Source organism: Streptomyces sp. NPDC090106, assembly GCF_044747265.1.
Lineage (GTDB): Bacteria > Actinomycetota > Actinomycetes > Streptomycetales > Streptomycetaceae > Streptomyces.
In genome coordinates, this window is sequence record NZ_JBIVDS010000007.1 from 52,434 (window position 1) to 76,079 (window position 23,646).

General features: G+C 72.3%; 15 protein-coding genes and 1 pseudogene. 6 read left to right on the forward strand and 10 right to left on the reverse strand.

What is annotated here, in order from left to right; genetic code table 11:
• Positions 1 to 75: 75 nt before the first annotated feature.
• On the reverse strand, positions 76 to 2,460 hold the full coding sequence (locus tag ACIPSE_RS23030; protein WP_401665141.1) for a SpoIIE family protein phosphatase: 2,385 nt from the start codon (positions 2,458 to 2,460) through the stop codon (positions 76 to 78).
• A 354-nt stretch (positions 2,461 to 2,814) separates the two neighbouring features.
• Between ACIPSE_RS23030 and ACIPSE_RS23035 the strand changes: the two genes are divergently transcribed.
• The 4 genes from ACIPSE_RS23035 to ACIPSE_RS23050 all read left to right on the forward strand — a co-directional run bounded on the left by ACIPSE_RS23035 (position 2,815) and on the right by ACIPSE_RS23050 (position 7,887).
• Positions 2,815 to 5,058 (forward strand): glycoside hydrolase family 9 protein, encoded by a 2,244-nt coding sequence (locus ACIPSE_RS23035; protein ID WP_401665142.1) that lies wholly within the window; start codon positions 2,815 to 2,817, stop codon positions 5,056 to 5,058.
• 137 nt (positions 5,059 to 5,195) lie between these two features.
• On the forward strand, positions 5,196 to 5,441 hold the full coding sequence (locus tag ACIPSE_RS23040) for a hypothetical protein (RefSeq protein ID WP_401665143.1): 246 nt from the start codon (positions 5,196 to 5,198) through the stop codon (positions 5,439 to 5,441).
• A gap of 3 nt (positions 5,442 to 5,444) precedes the next feature.
• The gene (locus ACIPSE_RS23045) at positions 5,445 to 5,822 is read left to right on the forward strand and encodes a toxin Doc (protein WP_401665145.1); all 378 of its coding nucleotides are present in this window, start codon (positions 5,445 to 5,447) and stop codon (positions 5,820 to 5,822) included.
• Between the two features lie 463 nt (positions 5,823 to 6,285).
• The gene (locus ACIPSE_RS23050; protein ID WP_401665147.1) at positions 6,286 to 7,887 is read left to right on the forward strand and encodes an RICIN domain-containing protein; all 1,602 of its coding nucleotides are present in this window, start codon (positions 6,286 to 6,288) and stop codon (positions 7,885 to 7,887) included.
• Positions 7,888 to 8,232: 345 nt separating this feature from the next.
• Here the strand turns inward: ACIPSE_RS23050 and ACIPSE_RS23055 are convergent, their stop codons facing one another.
• Positions 8,233 to 9,402, reverse strand: a complete 1,170-nt coding sequence (locus tag ACIPSE_RS23055) for a lactate 2-monooxygenase (protein ID WP_401665148.1) — start codon at positions 9,400 to 9,402, stop codon at positions 8,233 to 8,235.
• Positions 9,403 to 9,501: 99 nt separating this feature from the next.
• Positions 9,502 to 11,014, reverse strand: a pseudogene (locus tag ACIPSE_RS23060) (purine-cytosine permease family protein).
• A gap of 616 nt (positions 11,015 to 11,630) precedes the next feature.
• Here ACIPSE_RS23060 and ACIPSE_RS23065 point away from each other — a divergent pair.
• Positions 11,631 to 12,053, forward strand: coding sequence for a subtilase-type protease inhibitor (locus ACIPSE_RS23065; protein WP_401665150.1), 423 nt, complete (start codon positions 11,631 to 11,633; stop codon positions 12,051 to 12,053).
• A gap of 156 nt (positions 12,054 to 12,209) precedes the next feature.
• On the opposite strand, the gene ACIPSE_RS23070 is transcribed toward ACIPSE_RS23065, so the two are convergent.
• The 7 genes from ACIPSE_RS23070 to ACIPSE_RS23100 form a co-directional block, all read right to left on the reverse strand.
• A complete protein-coding gene (locus tag ACIPSE_RS23070) occupies positions 12,210 to 12,596 on the reverse strand; it encodes an STAS domain-containing protein (RefSeq protein WP_401665152.1) in 387 nt (128 codons plus the stop codon).
• 150 nt (positions 12,597 to 12,746) lie between these two features.
• A complete protein-coding gene (locus ACIPSE_RS23075; RefSeq protein ID WP_401665153.1) occupies positions 12,747 to 13,241 on the reverse strand; it encodes a methyltransferase family protein in 495 nt (164 codons plus the stop codon).
• Positions 13,242 to 13,329: 88 nt separating this feature from the next.
• Positions 13,330 to 14,835, reverse strand: coding sequence for an MFS transporter (locus ACIPSE_RS23080; RefSeq protein ID WP_401665155.1), 1,506 nt, complete (start codon positions 14,833 to 14,835; stop codon positions 13,330 to 13,332).
• A 193-nt stretch (positions 14,836 to 15,028) separates the two neighbouring features.
• Positions 15,029 to 17,851: an NHLP bacteriocin export ABC transporter permease/ATPase subunit gene (locus tag ACIPSE_RS23085; protein WP_401665156.1), complete on the reverse strand. Its 2,823-nt coding sequence runs from the start codon at positions 17,849 to 17,851 to the stop codon at positions 15,029 to 15,031.
• Position 17,852: 1 nt separating this feature from the next.
• Entirely contained in the window at positions 17,853 to 20,075 is a 2,223-nt protein-coding gene (locus tag ACIPSE_RS23090) for an NHLP family bacteriocin export ABC transporter peptidase/permease/ATPase subunit (protein WP_401665158.1), read from the reverse strand.
• A complete protein-coding gene (locus ACIPSE_RS23095) occupies positions 20,072 to 20,878 on the reverse strand; it encodes an HlyD family efflux transporter periplasmic adaptor subunit (protein ID WP_401665159.1) in 807 nt (268 codons plus the stop codon). Before ACIPSE_RS23095 ends, ACIPSE_RS23090 begins: the two co-directional genes overlap by 4 nt.
• Before the next feature lie 121 nt (positions 20,879 to 20,999).
• Positions 21,000 to 21,215: a type A2 lantipeptide gene (locus ACIPSE_RS23100; RefSeq protein WP_401665161.1), complete on the reverse strand. Its 216-nt coding sequence runs from the start codon at positions 21,213 to 21,215 to the stop codon at positions 21,000 to 21,002.
• A gap of 944 nt (positions 21,216 to 22,159) precedes the next feature.
• On the opposite strand from ACIPSE_RS23100, the gene ACIPSE_RS23105 reads away from it, so the two are divergent.
• On the forward strand, positions 22,160 to 23,515 hold the full coding sequence (locus ACIPSE_RS23105; RefSeq protein WP_401665162.1) for a S1 family peptidase: 1,356 nt from the start codon (positions 22,160 to 22,162) through the stop codon (positions 23,513 to 23,515).
• Positions 23,516 to 23,646: the final 131 nt, after the last annotated feature.

A 23,646-nucleotide genomic window follows, 5' to 3' on the forward strand; every position in this document is an offset into this window, starting at 1 on the left:
CACTGTGCTGGAGTACCCCGGCGACGGCACGGTGCACATCGGTGCCGGACGCCCGGGAGGGGCGGGCCGGAGGGGTCAGTCCTCGTCCTCGATGAGGCCGATCTCCGCCCAGATCGTCTTCCCGTCGCCGGTGTGCCGGCTGCCCCACCGCTGGGTGAGCTGGGCGACCAGCAGCAGACCGCGCCCGCCCTCGTCCCACGTCTTGGCCCGGCGCAGATGCGGTGCGGTGTGACTGGTGTCGGACACCTCGCAGATCAGCGTCGCCTCGTCATGGATCAGCCGCAGCCTGATGGGGTGGGCGCCGTAGCGGATGGCGTTGGTGACGAGTTCGCTGACCACCAGCTCCGCCGTGAACGAGGCCTCCAGCAGAGCCCAGTTCTCCAGCTGCTCGACGACCTGCTTGCGGATCGGCGCGACCAGCGCCGGATCGGCCGGGATGTGCCAGGTCGCCACCTGCGAGGACGGCAGACCCCGGGTGCGCGCCAGGAGCAGTGCCACGTCGTCGGAGGCGCCGCCCACCGGGAGCAGGGTGTGCAGGACCCGGTCGCACGTCTCGTCCAGCGAGTCGGACGGGGCGGCCAGCGCCTCGCGCAGCAGCTCGTGCCCGGCGTCCGCGTCCCGCTCGCGGGACTCCAGCAGCCCGTCCGTGAAGAACGCCAGCACCGACCCCTCGCGCAGCTCCAGCTCCGCCGACTCGAACGGCAGCCCGCCCACGCCCAGCGGCGGCCCCGACGGCAGCACGACCGGCTTGGCCCGGCCGCCGGGCGGGATCACCAGCGGCGAGGGATGCCCGGCCCGCGCCAGCGTGCACCGCCGTGACACCGGGTCGTACACCGCGTACAGACACGTCGCGCCCACCTCACCGGGGCTGCCCTCGCTCCCGGCCTCCGCGGACAGCCGTACGACGAGGTCGTCGAGGTGGGTGAGCAGCTCGTCCGGGGCGAGGTCGATGTCGGCCAGCGTGCGGACGGCGGTGCGCAGCCGGCCCATGGTGGCGGAGGCCTGGATGCCCTGTCCGACGACGTCCCCGACGACCATCGCGACCCGCATGCCCGACAGGGGGATCACGTCGAACCAGTCGCCGCCCACCCCGGCCCGCGCCGCGGGCAGGTAACGGGAGGCCGCCTCCACGGCCGCGGTGCGCGGCAGCGAGCGGGGCAGCAGGCTGCGCTGGAGGGCGAGCGCGGTCTCCCGCTCCCGGGAGTACCTGCGGGCGTTGTCGATGCAGACCGCGGCGCGCGCCGTCACCTCCTCGGCGAGCAGCACGTCGTCCGGGGTGAACGGGTCGGGCCGGCGGAACCGGGTGAGGACCGCGACCCCGAGGGTGAGACCGCGGGCCTGGATCGGCACGGACATCGTGGAGTGGATGCCGACCTCCTGGACGAGCGCGTTGCGCGCCTCGTCGCCCGTCAGCCATGCCTCCAGCTCGCCGGAGGCCACGGTGGCGACGATCGTGCGGCCCGCGACCAGTGAGTCGGCCTGCGGGGAGGAGGCCGGGTAGGACTCCAACTGGCCCGGTTTGACGACGGCTTCGGGGCTTCCCGAGTTCACCGACTGGTGCGCGGCGCGGCGCAGCCCCACCGGCGCGCCGAGCGCGGGCGCGGGATCGCCGCCCTCGTGCGGGTCCAGCAGGTCGACGCTGACGAAGTCGGCGAGCGCGGGCACGCAGACGTCCGCGAGCTCCTGGGCCGTCCGGGTGACGTCGAGGGTGGTGCCGATGCGGACGCTCGCCTCGTTGACCAGGTGCAGCCGCTCCCGGGCCAGGTGGTTCTCGGTGAAGTCGTGGGCCGCGAGACACACGCCCCTGACCCGTCCCTCGCGGTCGGTGACCGGGGCCATCCGGGCCAGCCAGGCGTGGGCGCGCTCCTCGCCGCCGGTGCGCAGATAGGTCTGGATGTCCTCGGCGCGGCCCGAGGTGAGCACCCGCAGCAGATGCGCCTCCAGCTCCGCGCTGCGCGGTCCGCCGCCGATCTCCGAGATCCGCAGGCCCTTGATGCGCTCCTCGGGCAGGCCGATGACCTGGCCCATGGCGTCGTTGACCCAGCGGAGCCGGAGCCGGTCGTCGTAGACCGCGACCGCACAGGGCGACTGGGTGAGGGCGGCCGTGGACAGCGGGTCGTCGGGGGCGGTGGGGGTGCCGCCCTCCAGCGGGGTGACCAGCAGCCACTGGTCGGGGCCGCCGCCCGCGGGGCGCAGATGGTGGGCGAGGAGCCACCGGGACAGGGTGTGCCCGTCGCGGTGGCGGAGGGTGACCATGCCGCTCCAGCGGATCCTGTTCGACCGGAAGGCCGGGTCCGCACCCCCCGCGACCAGCAGGTTTCCCGCCGGGCTGCCGACGACGTCGCCGGCCGGGTGGCCCAGCAGCCGCTCGGCGCCGCCGTTCCACTCCAGGACGTAGCCCCGTTCGTCCACGACGGCCCGCGCCGTCGCGGAATCGTCGAACGGGTAGTCCGGGGTCATCGTCGCCACTCCATTGCGGACACTCACAGTGAACAGTCGCGCCACTTGCGTTCCAGCCTAGTGCGTAACGGCCGGGCACGGACGGGAACCCCCCACACAATGCCTGACATGGGCACTTCACAGGGAAGCGGCACGGTGGACCGCCGTGGTGACCGGGCCGACCGGGGGTCCCGGCCGTACGCCGGTCGCCCGGGTGTCCCGCCGGTCCGGGCGGCGCGGCGGCCGGAGATCGTCCGGCCAGTCCCGTCCTGACCGTTGACGGGGTGTCATGCCTGGAACAAGCATGGCCGTCGACCGTCTCTTGGGAGCGCTCCCATCGCGAGCGCCGCCCGCAGCTCACCGAGGAGCCCGGACGTGAAAAGACGTAAGCCCACCTTGTTGTCCCTGATGGCCCTGCTGGCCGCGGCCCTTGTGGCCTCGCCCGCCTCCACGGCCTCGGCCGACGAGGTCGAACAGCTGAGGAACGGCACCTTCGACACCACCACCGACCCCTGGTGGTCGACGGGCAACGTCACCGCGGGCCTGTCCGAGGGCCGGCTGTGCGCGGACGTGCCGGGCGGCACCACCAACGCCTGGGACGCCGCCGTCGGCCAGAACGACCTCACCCTGGTGAAGGGGGAGTCGTACAAGTTCGCCTTCACGGCGAGCGGTTCGCCCGAGGGACACGCCGTGCGCGCGATCGTGGGCCTCCAGGTCGCCCCGTACGACACCTGGTTCGAGATCAGCCCGCAGCTCACCCCCGCCGGCGACGGCTACGCGTACACCTTCACCTCGCCCGTGGACACCACCCAGGGCCAGGTCGGCCTCCAGCTCGGCGGCAGCGCCGACGCCTGGCGGTTCTGCATGGACGACGTGTCCCTGCTCGGCGGGGTGCCGCCCGAGGTGTACGAGCCCGACACCGGACCCCGGGTGCGCGTCAACCAGGTCGCCTATCTGCCCTCGGGGCCGAAGAACGCCACGCTGGTGACGGACGCCACCGGCGCGCTGCCCTGGCAGCTGAGGAACGCCGCCGGAACCGTCGTCGCCCACGGCTCCAGCGTGCCGCGCGGCACGGACGCGTCCTCCGCGCAGAACGTCCACTCGATCGACTTCGGGTCGTACCGCAAGGCCGGCACCGGCTACACGCTCGTCGCCGACGGCGAGACCAGCCGCCCCTTCGACATCGGCGCCGCCGCCTACGAGCAACTCCGCCTGGACGCCGCGAAGTACTACTACACCCAGCGCAGCGGCATCGCGATCCGCGACGACCTGCGCCCCGGCTACGGCCGCGCCGCGGGCCACGTCGACGTGGCACCCAACCAGGGCGACTCCGCCGTGCCCTGCCAGCCCGGCGTCTGCGACTACACCCTCGACGTCACCGGCGGCTGGTACGACGCCGGCGACCACGGCAAGTACGTCGTCAACGGGGGCATCTCCACCTGGGAGCTGCTGAGCACCTATGAGCGGTCCCTGCACGCCCGCACCGGGCAGCCCGCGAAGCTCGGCGACGGCTCGCTCGCCATCCCGGAGAGCGGGAACAGGGTGCCCGACATCCTCGACGAGGCCCGCTGGGAGCTGGAGTTCCTGCTGAAGATGCAGGTGCCCGCCGGGCAGCCGCTCGCCGGAATGGCCCACCACAAGATCCACGACGAGCAGTGGACGGGCCTGCCGCTGCTGCCGAGCGCCGACCCGCAGAAGCGCGAACTGCACCCGGCGACCACCACCGCGACCCTCAATCTCGCGGCGACGGCGGCCCAGGCGGCCCGCCTCTACAAGCCCTACGACAAGGCGTTCGCCGCGAAGGCCCTCGCCGCCGCGCGCACCGCCTGGACCGCCGCCCTCGCCCACCCGGAGCTGTACGCCGACCCCGACGACGGCACCGGCGGCGGCGCCTACCCCGACACGGACGCGAGCGACGAGTTCTACTGGGCGGCGGCCGAGCTGTATCTGACCACGGGCGAGAAGCGGTACGCCGACCACGTCCTGGCCTCGCCGGTCCACACCGCCGACATCTGGGGCGCCCTCGGCTACGACTGGGCCCGCACCGCCGCCGCCGCCCGCCTCGACCTGGCGACCGTGCCCAGCCGGCTGCCCGGCCGTGACCAGGTCCGCCGCTCGGTGGTCCAGGGCGCCGACCGCTACCTCGCCACCCTCGGGTCCCAGGCCTACGGAATGCCGTACGCACCCGCCGGCAACCTCTACGACTGGGGCTCCAACCACCAGATCCTGCACAACGGCATCGTCATCGCCACCGCCTACGACGTCACCGGCGCGGCCAAGTACCGTGACGGCGCCCTCCAGAGCGTCGACTACCTCTTCGGCCGCAACGCGCTGAACATGTCCTACGTGACGGGCTACGGCGAGGTCGACTCCCACAACCAGCACGCCCGTTGGTACGCCCACCAGCTCGACCCGAGCCAGCCGAACCCGCCCCGGGGAACGCTCGCGGGCGGCCCCAACTCCAGCATTCAGGACCCCTATGCACAGAGCAAGCTGACCGGCTGCGTGGGGCAGTTCTGCTACATCGACGACATCCAGTCCTGGTCGACGAACGAGCACACCATCAACTGGAACTCGGCCCTGACCCGCATGGCCTCCTTCGTGGCGGACCAGGCGTAGGACCGGCCCGTCCCCCGCGGAGCGAGGTCGGCGACCCTCACTTCGCGGGGTGCCGGGACGGTGCGTTCGGTACCCCGGCCGATCCGTCTTGAGCAGGCAGTATTTACGGGTAAGTACCGCAGCGGTACCGTGAGGGCATGCCAGCTCTCAACGTGGAGTTCAGTGATCGTGAGCTAGAGGACCTGCGCCAGATCGCCAAGGAGCGCGGTACGTCGATGAAGGCGCTCGTGCGGGAGGCCGCCGCCGCCGACATCGCCCGCCACCGGGCGCTCCAGGAGGGCGCGGAGGCGTTCCGGCGGTTCTTCGCGACACACGCCGAGGAGTTCGCCGCCGCCTTCCCCGACGACGAACCGGCCGTCACCAGCGAAGGGCGGGTCGGCTGACCGATGCCACCCGTCGTCCACATCGACGTGCCCTGGCTGCTCCAGCGGCACGAAGAGGTCCTGCCCGACCAGCCCACCGTCAACGACTTCTCCGCCCTGGTGGCCGCCGTCGCCCGGCACCGCGTCGACCCGCCCCGGCTCGGCGTGGACTCCGACCCGGCCTGGAGGGCCGCCGCCCTGCTGCACACCCTCGCCCTGCTCAAGCCCCTGCCGTCGGCCAACGCCCGGTTCGCCTGCGCGACCGCGGTGGCCTACATGTTCGTCAGCGGCGTCGGCATCGATCCGCCCTACGGCGCTCTCGTCGACCTCGCCCGCGACCTGATCTCCTCGAAGACGGACGTCTACGGCGCGGCCGACCGCCTGCGGTCCTGGCAGATATGACGCGGGCCGGCCGGGCCGGCCCCGCCTCCCGCCCTCGGGGCCGCCGACCGAGGGCGGGGGGAACGGGGTCGGCGGCCGTTTCGCACGGGAGAGCCGCCGTCCCGCGCGTGGCCTTCCGAGGGGCCACCCCTAGTGCACTACGCGGTGGTGCGCGCCGGGAGCGTGCGTGACGCACCGGCGCGTGCGTGTGTTTCACACGGGGCGTGTGGAAAAGCGAATGCCGAGGGCGTACGGCCCGCGACCGCGGCGTTTCTGACTTTCTTTCAAAGGTGTGGATGTTGCCCGAGTGCCTTGTTGGCCGTGACTCGGTTGTGCAAGGGTGAACCACCCGTGCGGGGGGTATCGGCCGGGCCTTCATTCGCCCCGGGGGGAACCAGGGCGGACGAGCCGCAGGCGAATTCCTGCTCCTCGCGCTTCGCGAATCGCACGCGTAGCTGACTCTCAGAGGTAAGGAATCCGCTCAGTGCCCACCCCCCACCCCCCTCGCCCGCCCTATCCGCCGCCCGGCGGGTTCCCGGGGGAATCCGACGACGACCTCGCCGCCCAACTCAGAGGCCGCCCCGACGGCGAGGCGGCCCAGGCCTCCGCGCTGCTGATGGCCCGTCACTGGCGGCCGGTCCTGGAGTACACCGGCATCTGCCTCGCCGCCCGCTCCGAAGTGGCCTCCATGGTCACCGCGGCGGCGTTCCACCAGGTCCTGGACCGGCTCGCGCTCGGCGAGCCGGCCACCGCGCTGCGTCCCCGGCTGCTGGTGCGCGCCCGGGACACGGTCCGCGAGTGGGCCGCCGAGGACCGGATATCCGACGTCCTTCCGGATCTCGCCCGGCCCGCCGGCGGACGCGGTATGCGGACGGCGAAGTCCATGACGCCCGAAAACCGCAAACTCGCCGAACGCTCATTCCTCGCGCTGCCCGGACTGGCCCGCTGTCTGCTGTGGCACATCGAGGTCGAGGCCGAACCCATTGCCGTCCCCGCCGGTCTGCTCGGTATGGACACCGACACCGCTTCGGCCGCCCTCGAACAGGCGCGTGACAAATTCCGCGAAGGCTGTGTGCTCGCCCACCGGGAACTCGCGCCGTCGAAGGACTGCCGCTACTACAACCGGCTCCTCGATGTCCCGATCCGCCGGGGCGGCACCCTCCTGCCCGACGTCCAGCAGCATCTGGACGAGTGCCGCTACTGCCGTTTCGCCGCCGAGCAACTGAGCCATTTCGAGGGCGGCCTCGGCATGCTCCTCGCCGAGGCCGTGCTCGGCTGGGGCGCCCGCCGCTACCTCGACTCCCGCCCGGGCCGCGACCGGCAGACCCCGCGCGACCGGGGCGGCGCCCGGCACGGCGGCGGCCGGCGCGGACTGCTCTCCCGGCTGCCCGCGCCCCGCCGGCCCCCGGACGGCCCGAAGTCCCGCGTCCTGCTCACCGGAGTGGGCCTGGCCTCCGCCGGACTCCTCGCCGGCGTCCTGGCCGTCAACCTCCTCGCCGACGACGACGGCACCGACCCGGCCGCCTCCGGTGCCCCCACCGCGCGCACCGAGGCAGGGGCGACCACCTCACCGCCCGGCACGGCCCAACTCCCCACCGTGCCCCGGCAGTCCAGGCTGCGCAACGTCGGCGCCGACCTCTGCCTCGACGTCCGGGGCGCGGTCCGGGCGGGCGCCGGGACCGAGCTGGAGACCTGCACGGACGACGACAGCCAGAAGTGGACCTACGAGACCGACGGGCTGCTGCGCAGCGCCGCCGACCCCACCCTGTGCCTCGACTCGCACGCGGACGCCGGCGTCGTCATCCTCGGCACCTGCGCCGACGACAGGACCGGGCGGGCCGAGGACGTCCGCTACGACCTGACCGTGCGGGGCGAGCTGATCACCCGCTGGGACGAGCAGCTGGCCGTCACCGCGACCGCCGCCGAACCCGACGCCGACATCGTCGTCAAGGTCCGCGACGGCTCCGACCAGCAGCGCTGGGTCACCGACCCGCCCTCGCCGACCGCCGGCGCGCTGTCCGTCCCCGACAGCCACGCGCCGTCGATCCGAGCGGTGGACGCCACCGTCCGGGGCCGCCTCAACTGACCGCCCCCTGACGGAGCCCGCCCCGGGACGGCCGCGCACGCGCCCCGTCCCGGGGCGACTCGCCCGCTGGGGAAACCATCGAGGACGCCCGGTGCCCGCGGCGGAGGCCGTCGGCTTGAGCAGCGCCGGCCGAGAGGCGCCGAGCGGGAGGTACCGGCACGAGCCGCTCGGCCGGTACGAGCGTGCGCCCGAGCGAGCCTCAGCGCGACGGCCCGCCCGGACGCGTTCCGCGCCTCGGCCCCGGTCGAGGCGAGGCGCATACCGCCGTTTCCCCAGCGCCCCGCCCGCCGCCGAAGCCGCGGCTGACGCACCGCAGCATCTGCTCCGGCGCGGACCCGGCGACGCTCACGCCGGGTCCTCGACCAGGTCGGCGGGGCCGACGCCGGCGGGCGTGGCGTGGCCGGACAGGGCGAGGGTGAGGTCGAGTTCGGCGAGCAGGCAGCGGATGACGTGCTCGACACCGGCCTGTCCGTCGAGGCCGAGCCCGTAGACGTAGGGCCGTCCGACGAGGACCGCGTCGGCGCCGAGCGCGAGCGCCTTGAAGATGTCGTCGCCGGTGCGGACCCCGCTGTCGAACAGCACGGTCAGCCGGTCGCCGACCGCCTCGACGACCCGGGGCAGCGCGTCGGCCGCCGCGACGGAACCGGCGACCTGGCGGCCACCGTGGTTGGACACCACCACCCCGTCCACCCCGGCGTCGGCGGCGAGCCGGGCGTCGTCCGGGTGCAGGACGCCCTTCAGGACGATCGGGCCGTCCCAGTTCTCCCGCAGGAACGCCAGGTCCGGCCAGGTCTTCGCGGGGTCGGAGAACATCCCGACGAAATGCATGACGGCGGCGTTCGGATCCTCCAGGACCGGCTTGGCCAGACCCGCCTGGAACGCCGGGTCGGAGAAGTAGTTGGCGGTCCCGACGCCGTGCAGGAACGGCAGGTACGCCTGGTCGAGATCGCGGGGCCGCCAGGCCAGCATCGGCGTGTCCAGGGTGACGACGAGCGCGGTGAACCCGGCCGCCTTCGCGCGCCGCAGGAAACTCCGGGCCACCTCGGGGTCCTTGGGCCAGTACAGCTGGAACCAGCGCTCGGCGTCCCCCATCGCCTCCGCGACCTGCTCCATCGGCGTGCTCGACGCGGACGACAGCACGAACGGCACCCCCTGAGCGGCGGCGCCCCGCGCGGCGGCCGTCTCCGCCTCCGGATGCATGATCGACAGGACCCCGACCGGGGCGAGCGCGAGCGGGGCGGGCAGCGGGCGGCCCAGCACCTGGACCGACAGGTCCCGCTCGTGCACGTCCCGCAGCATGCGCGGCACGATCCGGCGCCGCTCCAGCGCCGCCCGGTTGGCGCGGGCGGTGCTCCCGTCCCCGGCGCTGCCCGCCACGTACCCGACCGGACCCGGACCGAGCCGCCGCTCGGTGAGCTCCTCCAGCCGGGTCAGATCGGTGGGCAGCCGGGGCACGGCGCCCGACATGCCGTTCAGATAGATCTCGTACTGGAAGTCCGCCCAGTGCTTCGCCATCCGGAGGTCCCGCCTCTCGTCGCTGAGAACGCGTTGCACCCCGACCATACTGACGAGTAGGCGCAGGTCGGCACCGGGGGACCGCCCCGGTGCCGGGCCTCAGCCGCCGTTCGCCGCCCCCACCGGCTCCGGCTCGCCCGGACCGGCACCCGGCCCCGTGATCGGCGGCACCGGCACCTCGACGGTCCGGGCCAGCCGGGCGCCCTCGGGCCCGTAGACGGCGCGCGGCTCGGGGAAGACCCGCAGCAGCGTCAGGTACAGCACCGCGGCCACGACCAGGGACAGCGGCAGGCTGATGTCGACCCCGCTCGCGAGATCGCCGAGCGGTCCCACGAACTGGCCCGGGATGTTGGTGAACAGCACGCCCAGCAGCGCGGACACCCACCAGGCGGTCATGCCCCGCCAGTTCCAGCCGTGCGCGAACCAGTACCGGCCGCCGCGCTGACGCCGGTTGAAGACCTGGAGCGCGTCCGGGTCGTACCAGCCGCGCCGGGTGTAGAAGCCGAGCATCATCACGACCATCCACGGCGTGGTGCACGTGATGATCATCGTGGCGAAGGTCGAGATCGACTGGACGAGGTTCAGACCGAACCGGCCGATGAAGATGAACGCGATCGACGCGACGCCGACCAGCACCGTCGCCTGCACCCGCGACAGCCGCGGGAACACCGAGGAGAAGTCCAGACCGGTGCCGTACAGCGCCGTCGTACCGGTCGACATGCCGCCGATCAGGGCCAGCAGACACACCGGCAGGAAGAACCAGCCCGGCGAGATCGCCAGCAGTCCGCCCACGAAGTCGGGGGCGTCCGGGTTCACGTACTCGGGGGCCTTGGCCGCGATGATGCTCGCCGTCGACAGACCGAACAGGAACGGCAGCAGCGTCGCGATCTGCGACAGGAACGCCGCCCCGACCACCCGGCGGCGCGGGGTGCTCGCCGGGATGTAGCGGGACCAGTCGCCGAGGAACGCGCCGAAGGACACCGGGTTCGACAGCACGATCAGCGCCGCGCCGATGAAGGACGGCCAGAACAGGGACTGCGTCGCCGCGTCCGCCGAGTCCGTGAAGACACCCGCGTACGACGGGTCGAAGTCACCGGCGAAGGCGATCGCGCCGACCACGAAGAGCAGGCTCGCCGAGGTCACCGCGACCTTGTTGACGAACAGCATGAACCGGAAGCCGTACACGCACACCGCGAGCACCAGACACGCGAACAGCGCGTAGGCGACGCAGAACGAGAAGTCGCTGCGCGGCAGCCCGAACAGCCGGTGCGCGCCGCCCACGAGCGCGTCGCCGGAGCTCCACACCGAGATGGAGAAGAACGCGATCGCGGTCAGCAGCGAGAGGAAGGAGCCCACCACCCGGCCGTGCACGCCGAGGTGCGCGGAGGAGGAGACGGCGTTGTTCGTGCCGTTGACCGGGCCGAACACCGCCATCGGGCACAGTCAGCGCGCCGGCGAGGACACCGAGGAGCGTCGCCGCGAGGCCCTGCCAGAAGGAGAGGCCGAACAGGATCGGGAAGGCGCCCAGCACGCACGTGGAGAAGGTGTTCGCACCGCCGAAGGCGAGCCGGAACAGGTCCAGCGGCGTGGCGGAGCGCTCCGCGTCGGGGATGCGGTCGACGCCGTGGGTCTCGACCTCGGTGAGGGACGGCGCGGACGAGGGTTCCGGCCGCGAAGGCTGCGAGGTCCGCGAGGACTTCGGGGGCTGCGGGGACAAGGGGGCTCCAGCAAGGGGAGGGCGGTGGAGCGCGTGGTGGCGCGGAGGGGAGGGGCGGCCGGCCGTCCGCCGCGTGGGTGCGTGGCGAAAAGCGATCCGTCCGTTCGGGGTGCGCTGACGATACGGCCGGTGACAAGACCTTCACCAGCGGACGGTTCATCCATTTTTCCAGGTGCCGATGTACGAATCATCCTTCAGCCCGTCTCCGTGCGCCCGCTCGCCCCTCGGGTCCGGCGCCCGGCCGACGGATCGACCGGAATGTTTCAGGCCTATTGCCGAACCCGTGTGAACCGGCCATTCGGTCGGTGGTGGTGACCGGAGGCCGCCTGGTTGCTGGGCCGAGGTGTTCGATTTCCGTGACTTCCCGCCACTGATTCAACACGCAAGGTTACTGAAACGCATGGGGTCGATGTGTGTTCCGGCCGCGGACTCGGCAGACTCCCGCTCGCCGGTCAGGCGCCGATCGTGCCGGGCCGGCACCACCCTCGTGTCCAGCGGAAGGATGCACATCATGCGGAACACCGCGCGCCGGGCGGCGACCCTCGCCCTCGCGGCCACCGCCCTCGCCGGTCCCCTCACCGGGACCGCGCTCGCTGCCCCGCAGTCGCTCTACGCCCCCTCGGCCCTGGTCCTGACCGTGGGCCACGGCGACAGCGCCGCCACCGCCGCGGCGGCCCGGGCCGTCACCCTCACCTGCGCGCCCACGGCGTCCGGCACCCACCCGGCGGCCGTCCTCGCCTGTGCCGAACTGCGCGGCGCCGGCGGGGACCCCGGGGCGCTGGCGGCCGACGACGGCGTGCTGTGCACCAAGGAGTACGACCCCGTGGTCGTCACCGTCGACGGCGTCTGGCAGGGCAGACGCCTCTCCTACGAACACACCTTCGCCAACGAGTGCGTGAAGAGCTCCCACGGGGCGAGCCTCTTCACCTTCTAGACCGGGGTCGCGCGGGTTCCGGGACGCCGACAGTGTGCTGCGGATGGGGAGATGCGAGCGCTGTCACAGGAGTCCCGCGCGACCTCGTGAGGGAGGCCGGCCGGGCGGTGTGGGGCCGCCCGGCCGCGCCTCCGGCCCCGGCCATGAGGTACGGGCTCACCGCCCCTGCCCGGGCAGTTCCGGCACGGGCGTGAAGCGTTTGAGGAGCCCCGAGACGCGCAGCAGGCGCCGTATGCGCGGATCGTCCGAGACGACCCGCAGCCGGCCCTCCCGCTCGCGGGCCAGGGCCTCCGCCCGGCACAGCACCCGCAGGCCGGAGCAGTCCAGGAAGGTGACGGGCCGCAGGTCGACCAGGATGTCCGGGCGGGTGCCCCGGGCGGCGGCGAGCAGATGCTCGGCGAGCGGGCCCGCGGTCAGCAGGTCGATCTCACCGAGCGCCTCGACCACCGTGAAGGGGCCGAGGCGGTACGTGCGGGCATGCGGGTCAGCCGCCGGGGGCGCGTGCCCACCGGTGCCCTCGTGATCAGCGGAATCCGGTGCCATGGGCTCCACCTCGGCTGGGGCGCGCGATAGATCTCCTCAGTTACCCCGACCGGACGGGCCGCATCCCTGAACCGGCCCCGCGCAAGGGGTGGTTCACCCGACCTGGTGATTTTCGGCGGAAAGCCTTGACCGGTGCCGGGGTGGGCGGGTTCAGGCGCCCGTCCACGGGGTGGGCCGCGGCAGCCAGCCGGGCACCGCGCGCCGGTAGCGGTCGTACTCCTCGCCGAACCGTGACGTGAGCGCGGGCTCCTCGTACCAGCGGGCGAACGCCCACATCAGCGCCCAGGCGAGCAGGCCGTAGGCGAACAGGACGGGCCGGGCGAGCAGCAGGCCCTGGCCCGCGATGGCCGCGACCACGGCGACGTACATCGGGTTGCGCACATGCCGGTACAGGCCGCCCACCACCAGACGCTCGGTCGGGGCCACCGGCGCCGGGGTGCCCAGGCCCTCGCGGACGAAGCGGGCGAACGCCGCCAGGAGCACCGCCGCCCCGGCGGTCAGCGGGAGCAGGCCCGTCAGGCGCGGGGCGAGCGGCCAGGTCCCGGCCTGCCAGCCGGTCAGCCACCAGGGGATCAGCCCGGCGACCGTGCCCGGGGCGAGCGCGAAGAAGAGGGTGCTGCCGAAGGCCGCCGCCGGGATGCGCATACGGACACCATGGCAGCGGAGAGGGGCCGCCGTCTCCCTGCTGACGGCGGCCCCTCGGTTCCAGCGGCTCTGCGGGTTCTGTCCCGCTCTACATGTGGACGACCGGTGCGGCGTCCGGGTCCTGCTGCGGCACACCGCGGCGGTAGAGCAGGAAGGCGATCAGGGTGCCGACGGCGAAGAAGCCGGCCGACCACCAGAAGGCGGTGGTGTAGCTCTCGATCGTCGCCTGCGCCTGCACCAGCTTGTCGGTGACGTCACGGCCGGCCAGGTAGTCCGTCGCGGCGCTCGCGGCCAGCGTGTTCAGCAGCGCGGTGCCGATCGAACCGCCCACCTGCTGCATCGCGTTGACCGTGGCCGAGGCGACACCGGCGTCCTCGGCGGCGACCCCGCTCGTGGCGAGCTGCATCGCCGGGGGCATGACCAGGCCGAGACCCAGACCGATCACGATCAGCTGCGGCAGCACCGCGCTCGTGTACGACGAGCCGACACCGATGCCGGTCAGCCAGGCCATGCCGACCGCGGCGATCCCGAAGCCGAGCGGGATGACGGCCTTCGGGCCGAGCCGGGGGACCAGCTTCGTCGTGCCGAGCTGGGCCGCGACCATCAGCGCGGCGACCATCGGCAGGAACGCCACACCGGTCTTCGTCGGGCTGAAGCCCAGGTTGAGCTGGAGGTAGTAGGTCAGGAAGAGGAACACACCGAACATGCCCGCGCCGGAGATCAGCACCGCGAAGAACGAGGCGGCACGGTTGCGGTCGAGCAGGATGCGCAACGGCAGCAGCGGGTGCGCGGCCCGGGTCTGCCACCAGGTGAACGCCGCGAGCAGCACGCCGCCGACGATCAGGAAGCCCCAGGTCTGCGGCGAGGACCAGTCGTGGGTCTCGGCGTTGGAGAAGCCGTAGACCAGCGAGAACAGACCGGCGGCGACCAGGATCGTGCCCGGCACGTCCAGCTTGGAGTTCTCGGCGTCACGGTGGTTGCTCAGGAGCAGCCAGCCGCCCACGAAGGCGACCACGGCGATGACGACGTTGACGTACAGCGTCCAGCGCCAGTCGAAGGCGTCGGTCAGGACACCGCCGAGCAGCAGGCCCACCGCGCCGCCGGCACCGGCGATGGCGCCGTAGACGCTGAACGCCTTGGCGCGCTCGCTCGCGTCGGTGAACGTCGTGTTGAGGAGCGAGAGGGCGGCGGGCGCGAGCAGCGCGCCGAAGGCACCCTGCAGGGCGCGGGCGGTGACCAGCATCTCGAAGCTGGTGGCGGCGCCGCCGAGCGCGGAGACCGCGGCGAAGCCGACGACACCGATCAGGAAGGCGGTCTTGCGGCCGAAGAGGTCGGCGATCCGGCCGCCGAGCAGCAGGAGGGAGGCGAAGGCCAGCGCGTAGGCGGTGACGATCCACTGCCGGTTGCCGTCGGAGAAGCCGAGGTCGGCCTGGGCCGACGGCAGGGCGATGTTCACGATGGTGGCGTCGAGGACCACCATCAGCTGGGCGACGGCGACGACCGCGAGGATCCACCACCGCTTCTTGGCGGCGGCCTCGGGCTGTGCCTCCGCGGCGCCCGTGGGGGCGCTCTCGGTCAAGGTCTTCTGAGACATCGCGGAACTGCTCCAGGGAAGTCGTTCGGGTTGAACCGGATCGCATGCCGTGGCCGATGGCGCCGCCGTTGACGAGGGCCATGACTTTGCCAAGTCATGAACGAAACGGTTTCGTACACATAGAGATTAAAGCACTTCCAGCGAAACGGCAACGTTTCGCTGGAAGTGCCGGGAGGGGCGTGTGGGGCGGGTGTTACGCCAGCTGGCGTCGGACCAGCTCGTGCAGGCGCCCGTTCGTGTCCGCGAGCAGTTGCGCGGGCGGGCCCTGCTGGGCGACCTTGCCGTCCTCCATCACGATGACCCGGTCGGCGTCCAGGACCGTCGACAGACGGTGGGCGATGACGACCCGGGTGGCGTTGAGGGCCTTGGTCGACTCGATGACCGTGCGCTGCGTCTCGTTGTCGAGGGCGCTGGTCGCCTCGTCGAAGAAGAGGACGCGCGGACGGCGGATCAACGCCTGCGCGATCATGAGGCGTTGACGCTGCCCGCCGGAGACGGCACCGCTGCCGGAGACGATCGTGTGCAGGCCCATCGGCATCCGCTGGATGTCCTCCGCGAGCCCCGCCATCTGCGCCGCCGCCATCACCTCCTCCGGCGTGTACGGCTCGGTGCCGCAGATCACGTCCATGATCGATCCGGTGAACGGCTGCGCGTGCTGGAGCACCACCCCGCACTGCCGGCGCACCGCCGACTGGTCCAGCGCCGCCAGGTCCTGCCCGTCGTACAGGACGCTCCCCGAGACCGGCGGGTCGAAGCCGATCAGGAGGCGCAGCAGGGTCGACTTGCCGCAGCCGCTCGGGCCGACGATCGCGACGAACTCGCCCGGGCGGATCTCGAAGGACACGTCGTCCAGGACGAGCGGACCGTCGTCCGCGTACCGGAACGCGAGACGGCGGGCCTCGATGCCGCCGGACAGCGGGCCCGGGCGGGTGCTCGCCGTGCGCACCTCGGGGGTGGCCTCCAGCACCGGCTTGATCTCCTCGAACAGCGGCAGCGCGCCCACCGCCGACACGAACGAACCGGTCAGCTGGGTCACCGAGGTCAGGACCATCGTCACCGAGGTGTTGAAGGTCAGGAAGGCCGCCGCCGACATCGACCCGCGGGCGGGACCCGCGAGGAGCATGAACATCAGCAGTGTGCAGACCGGCAGGTACACCGCGCCGAGCACGGTCGTGAGGTTCTTGATCCGCCCCACCCGCTGCTGGAGCTCACGGCTGCGCGCGAACTGCGACGCCCACGCCGCGTACGCGTAGTTCTCCGCCGCCGCGACCCTGAGCTTGGGCAGTCCGCGCAGGGTCTGGAACGCCTGGTTGTTCAGCTTGTTGCCGAGCACCACGAGCCTGCGCTGCCAGCGCACCTGCCACAGCCCCAGGCCCAGGAACACCGAGGCGATGACGACGAGCATCCCCATCGCCGCGAACGCCATCGGGACGCTGTAGCAGAAGAGCAGGCCGAGGTTGATCGCCCCGACCGTCAGCGACTGGGCGACGACCGGGCCGACTCCCGCCAGCAGCCGGCGGATCGCGCTGATCCCCATCGCCGCGCTCGCCAGCTCGCCGGTGGACCGCTCGGTGAAGAACTTCGTCGGCAGCCTCAGCAGCCGGTCCCACACCGCCGGCTGGAGCGTCGCCTCGATCCGCCCCTCAAGACGCAGGATCGTCAGGTTCTGGAGCAGCATGAACACCGCCGCGACCAGACTGCTGACCATCACCGCCAGACAGACCTGCCCGATCAGGCTCGTCTGCGCCTTCGGCACGAACTCGCCGAGCACCTTGCCCGTCGCCACCGGCACGATCGCGCCGATCACGACGGTGACCAGCCCGCTGAGGACCAGCTTCGTCAGATCCCCGCGCATGCCCTGCATGGAGAACCGCAGCAGCCCGAGCGGGCCGAGCCCCCGCTCGGGCAGCGGCCGGTAGAACATCACGGCCCGCGGTTCGAACTCCTGCGCGTTCGCCTTCTCCACCGGCGTCTCGCGGCCCGTCGCCGGATGCACGGCCACATAGCCGCCGCGCCGCCACAGCAACGCCACCGGCGCACCCGACAGGGCCCGGTGCGCGACCAGCGGGCCCACGTCGTCGTGCCACCAGGCGCCGTCCAGACGCACCGCCCTGGTCCGCACCCGGGAGGCGATCGCCACCTGCTCGACCGGGTCCAGACGGTCGCCGCCGGTGCCGCTCTGCGCCGGGGCGGCGAGCGTGATCCCCGCGGCCCGGGCGACCAGCCTGCACGCCGCGTACGAGGCGTCCGCGTCGGCGGCCGTCGTCCGCTTCGACGACGGCTTGCCGATCGACGCCAGCAGCGTCCGGTCGGCCTGCGCGCGGACCGCCTCACCGGCCTTGATGCCCTCGGCGGTACGGGACTCGTGGGTGCGTTCCAGCTGCTCGATCCAGCGGTCGACCGTGGTGAGCAGCCGGTACTGCTGGTCGACCATGCCCTGCCACACCGACGGGTCCATCAGCAGATCGGCCGCCGCCTCCGCCCCGTACAGCTGCCCGTACTGGACGCTGCCGGGCGGCACCTGCATCCAGAACACGTCGTCGTCGGCGACCTCGGCGGGCGATCCGCCCTGGCCCGCCATCGGCGCCTGGAACAGGACCGTCAGGCCGCGGCCGACGCCCAGCGCCAGCGCGTACTCCAGCGGACTCGTCGTCGGCGGCACGTACTGGGGGTTGCCGTACGCGTCGTAGGACCAGGTCTGGGTGTGCGCGGGCTGGTACAGCTCGCGCAGGCCGATCCGGTGCACGACACAGTCGCGCGACGGGCGCGCCACCAGTGTGTGCCGGGGTCCCGTGACCGGGCCGAGCAGCAGCGACCCCGCCTCCAGACGGCCCAGGTGGTGCCAGTGGCCCTGCTGCCCGGCGTCCACCGCGAACAGGTCCACCGCGCCGGACACCACCAGCCACAGGACCTGCGGGCCCTCCAGGTCGAGACGGCTCAGGCCCGTGCAGTCGACACGGCTGCCCAGGGAGCCGAGCGCGCCCAGGACCAGGTCACCCTCGGATGCGGTCGTCATCTCATCGCTCCCTGACCAGAGCCGCGTAGGCGCCGCCGCGCACCACCAGCTCCTCGTGCCGTCCGCGTTCCACGATCGTGCCGTGCTGGAGGACGACGATCTCGTCGCTGTCGCGCACGGTGCTGAGCCGGTGCGCGATCACCACACAGGCGCAGCCGCGCCGGCGCAGGTTGTCCATCACGGTCTGCTCGGTCTCCGCGTCCAGCGCGCTCGTCACCTCGTCCAGGACGAGGATGCTGGGGCGGCGGACCAGCGCCCGCGCGATCTCCAGGCGTTGACGCTGGCCACCGGAGAAGTTGCGGCCGTCCTGCTCGACCCGGCTCCGGATGCCGCCCGGCCTGCGCATCACCACGTCGTGCAGCGCCGCGTCGCGCAGGGCGTCCACGACCGCGTCGTCCGGGATCGACGGGTCCCACAGGGCCACGTTGTCGCGGACGGTGCCCTCGAAGAGGAACACCTCCTGGTCGACGAAGGAGACCGACGAGGCGAGCGCCCCGCGCGGGATGTCCTCCAGACGCTGCCCGTCGATACGGATCACGCCCTCCCACGGCGTGTACAGGCCCGAGATGAGCCGGGACACCGTGGACTTGCCGCTGCCCGAGCCGCCGACGAGCGCCACCTGCTGACCCGGGCCGACGGTGAGGTCGAAGCCGGTCAGCAGCGGCTTGTCGAGGGGGTTGTAGCCGAACGCGATGTTCTCCAGCTCGACATGGCCGTGCAGCCGCCGCGTCGAGTCACCGCCGCCGTGGCGCCCGTAGAGCGGATCGGCCTGGAAGTTCTCCACGTCCTTCAGACGGGCCACGTCGGCCGCGAAGTCCTGGATGCGTCCGGCGACCCCGTTGAGGCGGGTGATCGGCGCCGTGAAGCGGGTCACCAGGGACTGGAAGGCCACCAGCAGTCCCACGGAGATACCGCCCTCGACGGCGCGCATCCCGCCGATCCACAGGATCACCGCGCTGTTGAGCGAGGCCAGCGTGGGCGCCACCACGCCCAGCCAGGCGCTCGGCACCCCGAGCCGCTGCTGCTCCTCCAGTGTGGTGGCGTGCTGCCCGGCCCACTTGCGGAAGTAGCCGTCCTCCCCGCCGGTCGCCTTCATCGTCTCGATCAACTGGAGGCCGGTGTAGGCGGTGTTGGTCAACCGGGCGCTGTCCGCGCGCAGTTTCGCCGTCCGGGTCGCCCGGAGCCGGATCACCACCCGCATCGCCACGATGTTCAGCAGCGCCACGCCGATGCCGACGAAGGTGAGTTGGGGGTCGTAGGTGTACAGCAGCACGGCGTACAGCACGACCACGATCGCGTCGACGCCCGCCGCCGCGAGGTCGCGGGCCAGGGTCTCGGCGACGGCGTCGTTGGACTGGAGGCGCTGCACCAGGTCGGCCGGGCTGCGCTGGGAGAAGAACGTCACCGGCAGCCGCAGCAGATGGCGCAGGAAGCGGGCGCTGGACAGGGTGGAGGAGATGATCCGTCCGTGCAGCAGGTTCGCCTGCTGCAACCACGTCAGCACGATCGTGAGCGCCACACAGGTGCCCATCGACGCGAACAGCACCCCCAGCAGCGAGGTCTGACCACCGATCAGGAACATGTCGATGTAGGTGCGGCTCAGCGCGGGCACCGCCGCGCCGACCAGCACCAGCAGCAGACTCGCCAGCACGGCGGCCGGCAGGGTGCCCGCGGTGCCGCGCAGCCGGGCCGGCATCGCGCCCAGCACCCCCGGCTTGCGACCGCCCCGGGTGAAGTCCGCGCCGGGTTCCAGGACCAGCACGACACCGGTGAAGCTGCCGTCGAAGTCCTCCATCGGCACGAACCGGCGGCCCTTGCCGGGGTCGTTGACGAACACCCCGCGGCGGCCGAAGCGGCGCCCCATGCCGTCGTAGACGACATAGTGGTTGAACTCCCAGAACAGGACGGCCGGTGTCTGCACCTCGGCGAGGGCGGCCGTGTCCATCTGCATGCCCTTGGCGGTCAGTCCGTAACTGCGGGCCGCCTTCAGGAGGTTGCTCGCGCGCGAGCCGTCACGGGAGACACCGCACGCGATGCGCAGCTCCTCCAGCGGAACGTGCCGGCCGTAGTGGCCCAGCACCATCGCCAGGGAGGCGGCGCCGCACTCCACGGCCTCCATCTGCAGGACGGTCGGCGTACGGACCGTTCTTGCCCGCCCCTTGGGGACGGGGCGCTTCGGCGGCGCGGCACGTCTCCTGCTCCGCGTCTCCTGCGCGGCGCTCACGGCAGCAGCCAGTCGACGGGACGCTGGTCGTCCAGGCGGATCGAGCAGTCGGCGAGGGTCATCGAGGTGAGGGCGAACGGGGGGCCGTCCTTCGACGACCACCGGTAACCGCTCTTCGTGCCGGCGGACTTGTCCAGCTTCACCAGGACGGCGACGGGGCGGCCGTCCTGGGTGAACTGCTCGCCGAGCTGGCTGTCGCCGAGGAACGCGGAGATCTGCTGCGCGGACTGCGCCGAGCGGTCCACGGACTTCACATGGCCGCGCAGCACGCCGTACTCCTGGGTCGGCACGGAGGAGACGGTCAGGTCAACGGAGGCGTTCGCGGGGATGGAGGCCGCGTTCCCGGCGGGGACGTACACGGTGGCGTACAGCGGATCGTGGCTGTGCGCGACCTTCTCGACGGCCGCCACGTTCGTGCCCGTTGAGATGATCTGGCCGATGGTCGCGGCGAGCGTGGTGACGCGTCCCGCGGCGACCGAGCGGACCACGCTCTCGCCCTGGGAGGTCCGCACCTTCAGCACGGGGGAGTCGGCGGGCACCCGCTCGCCCTGCTCGGCGAGGACCGCGGTGACCTGGCCCGCGACGGGGCTCTGGAGGATGTAACTGCCCTCCCCGTGGGTGAGGATGCCGGTGGCGTTCACCGTGGAGGCGACCGAACCGGTCACCGTCCACACCGACGCGGCGGCCATCACGACCACGGTCACGGACAGCGCGAGCCAGCCCTGGGGGCGGGCGAAGCGCACCGGCAGGTCGAGTTCCTCCGGTGACTGGAGCCTGGCGAGGGCCTGTTGGCGGAACTGCACGGAACTTTCCCTCACCTGGAAACGAGGAAGGACCGGCTCGCGCGAGCCGGCTGGTAGGGGGCACCCGAGAGTCCCGGAGCCGGGATACGGCTCCGGGACCCGACGATCGCGAAGGGCGCGATCAGAGACCGGCGACCAGGTTGGTGACCGGGGCGGTGTTCAGACCGGTGACACCCTCGACCGTGCCGACGGCCGTGTCGACCAGGCCGGAGACCGGGGCGATGCCGTCCACCAGGCCGGTGACGGTGCCCAGGGCGTTGAGCTGCAGGCCACCGGAGACGTTGTCGAGCTCGGCGTCGGAGATCTCGACGGTCTCGACCTGGGGGGTGGAGTTCATGATGGAACTTCCCTTCATATGGATATTCACAAGGGGGAGCGGACCCCTGGCGGGGGCGACCACGTACCGCGGGTGCCGGACACCCGTCGCCGGGAATCCTTCGCGGCTCCTGCGGTGCGATGGATAAAAGCACGCGCCGACGCCGCCCTTCCAATCAACCAACCCCCTCACCAGGGCACTTGAGCCCTTCCGGTACCGAAGCGTGCAGGACTGGGCACGACGCGGTGGCGAGTCCTTCACAAGCGACGCGCGTCCGGTTCACGCGCGGTCGTGCGGCCCGCGCGGCGAATTGGACACTCCGGACCCAACGGCGCCGGGCCCCCGCGGGCCGCCCCGGGCAGTTGTGCAGAACCACGGATCCCGGTGACTTGGTTGAGCATTGAATGTGCGGATTCCTTGAAGCAGGGATTCAACGCCCAAATCGCGACACGCCGTCGACTCCCTGTCACGCACGGTGCCGGACGGCCGCCGCTTCGATCAGGACATCCGCTCCCGTCACCGCGCGCCGGAACGACGCCGGCCGGCGCACCGCCGTCACGGGTTCGCAGCCGCCCCGGGCCGCCGGCGCGACCATCGCCCCGGCCGGGCCGGCCGCCGCCGTCGGGGTCCGCCCGCCTCCGGGGCCAACCGCTGTGACCAGGGCGGACGCGGCGCCGCCCGGTGAACACCGGTGGCCCGGACCGCCGGTCCGGGGGCCGGCGTCCAGGGGGTGAATCCGGCCGAGACGATCTTGTCGGCTTCGGCGGCCGTCATCGCCATATGGGGGATTCCTCCCGTCCCCGCCGCGCCGGACGCGCCCCCTGGCCGATTCCACTGCGCAAAGGCACTGCCAACAAACGGAATTGAACGCCCCACGTGAGTCCTGCGTACCCACTGCCAACCAGGCGCCCCGAACTGCTGCCCATGACGGAGGCAGTGCCCCCGTTCACAGGAGGTCGAAGAAGTTGAGTCACAAGCGAATCCCCAAGCGCAAGGCAGCGATCGCGGCAGGCAGCGTGGTGGCGCTCGGAGCGGCGGCGATCCTCCTGCCCAACGCGAACGCGTCCCAGGACGGCTCGTCCTCCGACCAGGCCGCCGTCGCCCCCAAGACGCTCAAGGCCACCGACGCCTCGGACCTCGCCTCGCAGCTCGCCGATCTGCTCGGCGAGGCGTTCGCCGGTTCGTACTACGACGCCGACTCGCAGCAGCTGGTCGTCAACGTCAATGTCATCGACGGCGACAACAACAACGTGATCGTGCAGGCCAAGGCCGCCGGCGCGAAGATACGCGAGGTCGACAACAGCCTCGCCGAACTCGCCCAGGGCGCGGCCACCCTGAAGGCCGACGCGACCATCCCGGGCACCGCGTGGGCCGTCGACCCCCGCACCAACAAGATCCTCGTCACCGCCGACAGCACGGTCACCGGCAGCAACTGGGACCAGCTGGAGTCGACGGTCGACACCCTCGGCTCGGGCCTCGCGACCATCAAGAAGTCGGCCGGCACGTTCAAGACCTTCCTCTCCGGCGGCGACGCCATCTTCGCGGAGGGCGCCCGCTGCTCGGCCGGTTTCAACGTCACCGCGGGCGACGGCACCCCCGCCTTCCTGACCGCCGGCCACTGCGGTGTCGCCTTCGACCAGTGGTCCGACGCGGACGGCGGCGCCCCGATCGCCACCGTCGACCAGGCCACCTTCCCCGGCGACGGCGACTTCGCGCTGGTGAAGTACGACGACCCGGCGACCGTCGCCCCGAGCGAGGTCAACGTCGGCGACCAGACCGTCGCGATCAGCCAGGCCGCCGACGCCGAGGTCGGGCTCCAGGTGTTCCGGATGGGCAGCACCACGGGTCTCGCCGACGGCCAGGTCCTCGGCCTCGACGCCACCGTGAACTACCCCGAGGGCACCGTCACCGGGCTCATCCAGACGGACGTCTGCGCCGAACCCGGCGACAGCGGCGGCTCGCTGTTCACCGAGGACGGTCTGGCCATCGGCCTGACGTCCGGCGGCAGCGGCGACTGCACGGTCGGCGGCGAGACCTTCTTCCAGCCGGTCACCACCGCCCTCGCGGCGGTCGGCGCGACCCTCGGCGACGCCGGGGCGGGCGCGGGCGACCAGGCGGGCGCCGGTGACGAAGCCGGTGCCGGTGCGGACGACCAGGCCGGAGCCGGTGAGGAAGCCGGAGCGGGCGAAGAGGCCGGAGCCGGTGAGGAAGCCGGTGCCGGTGAAGAGGCCGGAGCCGGTGCGGAGGACCAGGTCGGCGGCGAGGAGGTCGGCGGCGAGGACACCGGCGCCGGCGCCTACGACGGCCAGAGCCAGCACTGATCACCCCAGTGTGGATCGGACCCGGTACTGACCGGACCCGGTACTGATCCGAGCCGGTACTGATCCGAGCCGGGACCGATCCGATCCGAGCCGGGACCGATCCGGTGGCGGCACCGGCCCGGCAGCGCACC

Bases quoted from the DNA above. Each gene is read 5' to 3' on its own strand.
- ACIPSE_RS23030 (WP_401665141.1), bottom strand. From the start codon at position 2,460: ATGACCCCGGACTACCCGTTCGACGATTCCGCGACGGCGCGGGCCGTC.
- ACIPSE_RS23040 (WP_401665143.1), top strand. From the start codon at position 5,196: ATGCCAGCTCTCAACGTGGAGTTCAGTGATCGTGAGCTAGAGGACCTG.
- ACIPSE_RS23045 (WP_401665145.1), top strand. From the start codon at position 5,445: ATGCCACCCGTCGTCCACATCGACGTGCCCTGGCTGCTCCAGCGGCAC.
- ACIPSE_RS23055 (WP_401665148.1), bottom strand. From the start codon at position 9,402: ATGGCGAAGCACTGGGCGGACTTCCAGTACGAGATCTATCTGAACGGC.
- ACIPSE_RS23065 (WP_401665150.1), top strand. From the start codon at position 11,631: ATGCGGAACACCGCGCGCCGGGCGGCGACCCTCGCCCTCGCGGCCACC.
- ACIPSE_RS23070 (WP_401665152.1), bottom strand. From the start codon at position 12,596: ATGGCACCGGATTCCGCTGATCACGAGGGCACCGGTGGGCACGCGCCC.
- ACIPSE_RS23075 (WP_401665153.1), bottom strand. From the start codon at position 13,241: ATGCGCATCCCGGCGGCGGCCTTCGGCAGCACCCTCTTCTTCGCGCTC.
- ACIPSE_RS23080 (WP_401665155.1), bottom strand. From the start codon at position 14,835: ATGTCTCAGAAGACCTTGACCGAGAGCGCCCCCACGGGCGCCGCGGAG.
- ACIPSE_RS23085 (WP_401665156.1), bottom strand. From the start codon at position 17,851: ATGACGACCGCATCCGAGGGTGACCTGGTCCTGGGCGCGCTCGGCTCC.
- ACIPSE_RS23100 (WP_401665161.1), bottom strand. From the start codon at position 21,215: ATGAACTCCACCCCCCAGGTCGAGACCGTCGAGATCTCCGACGCCGAG.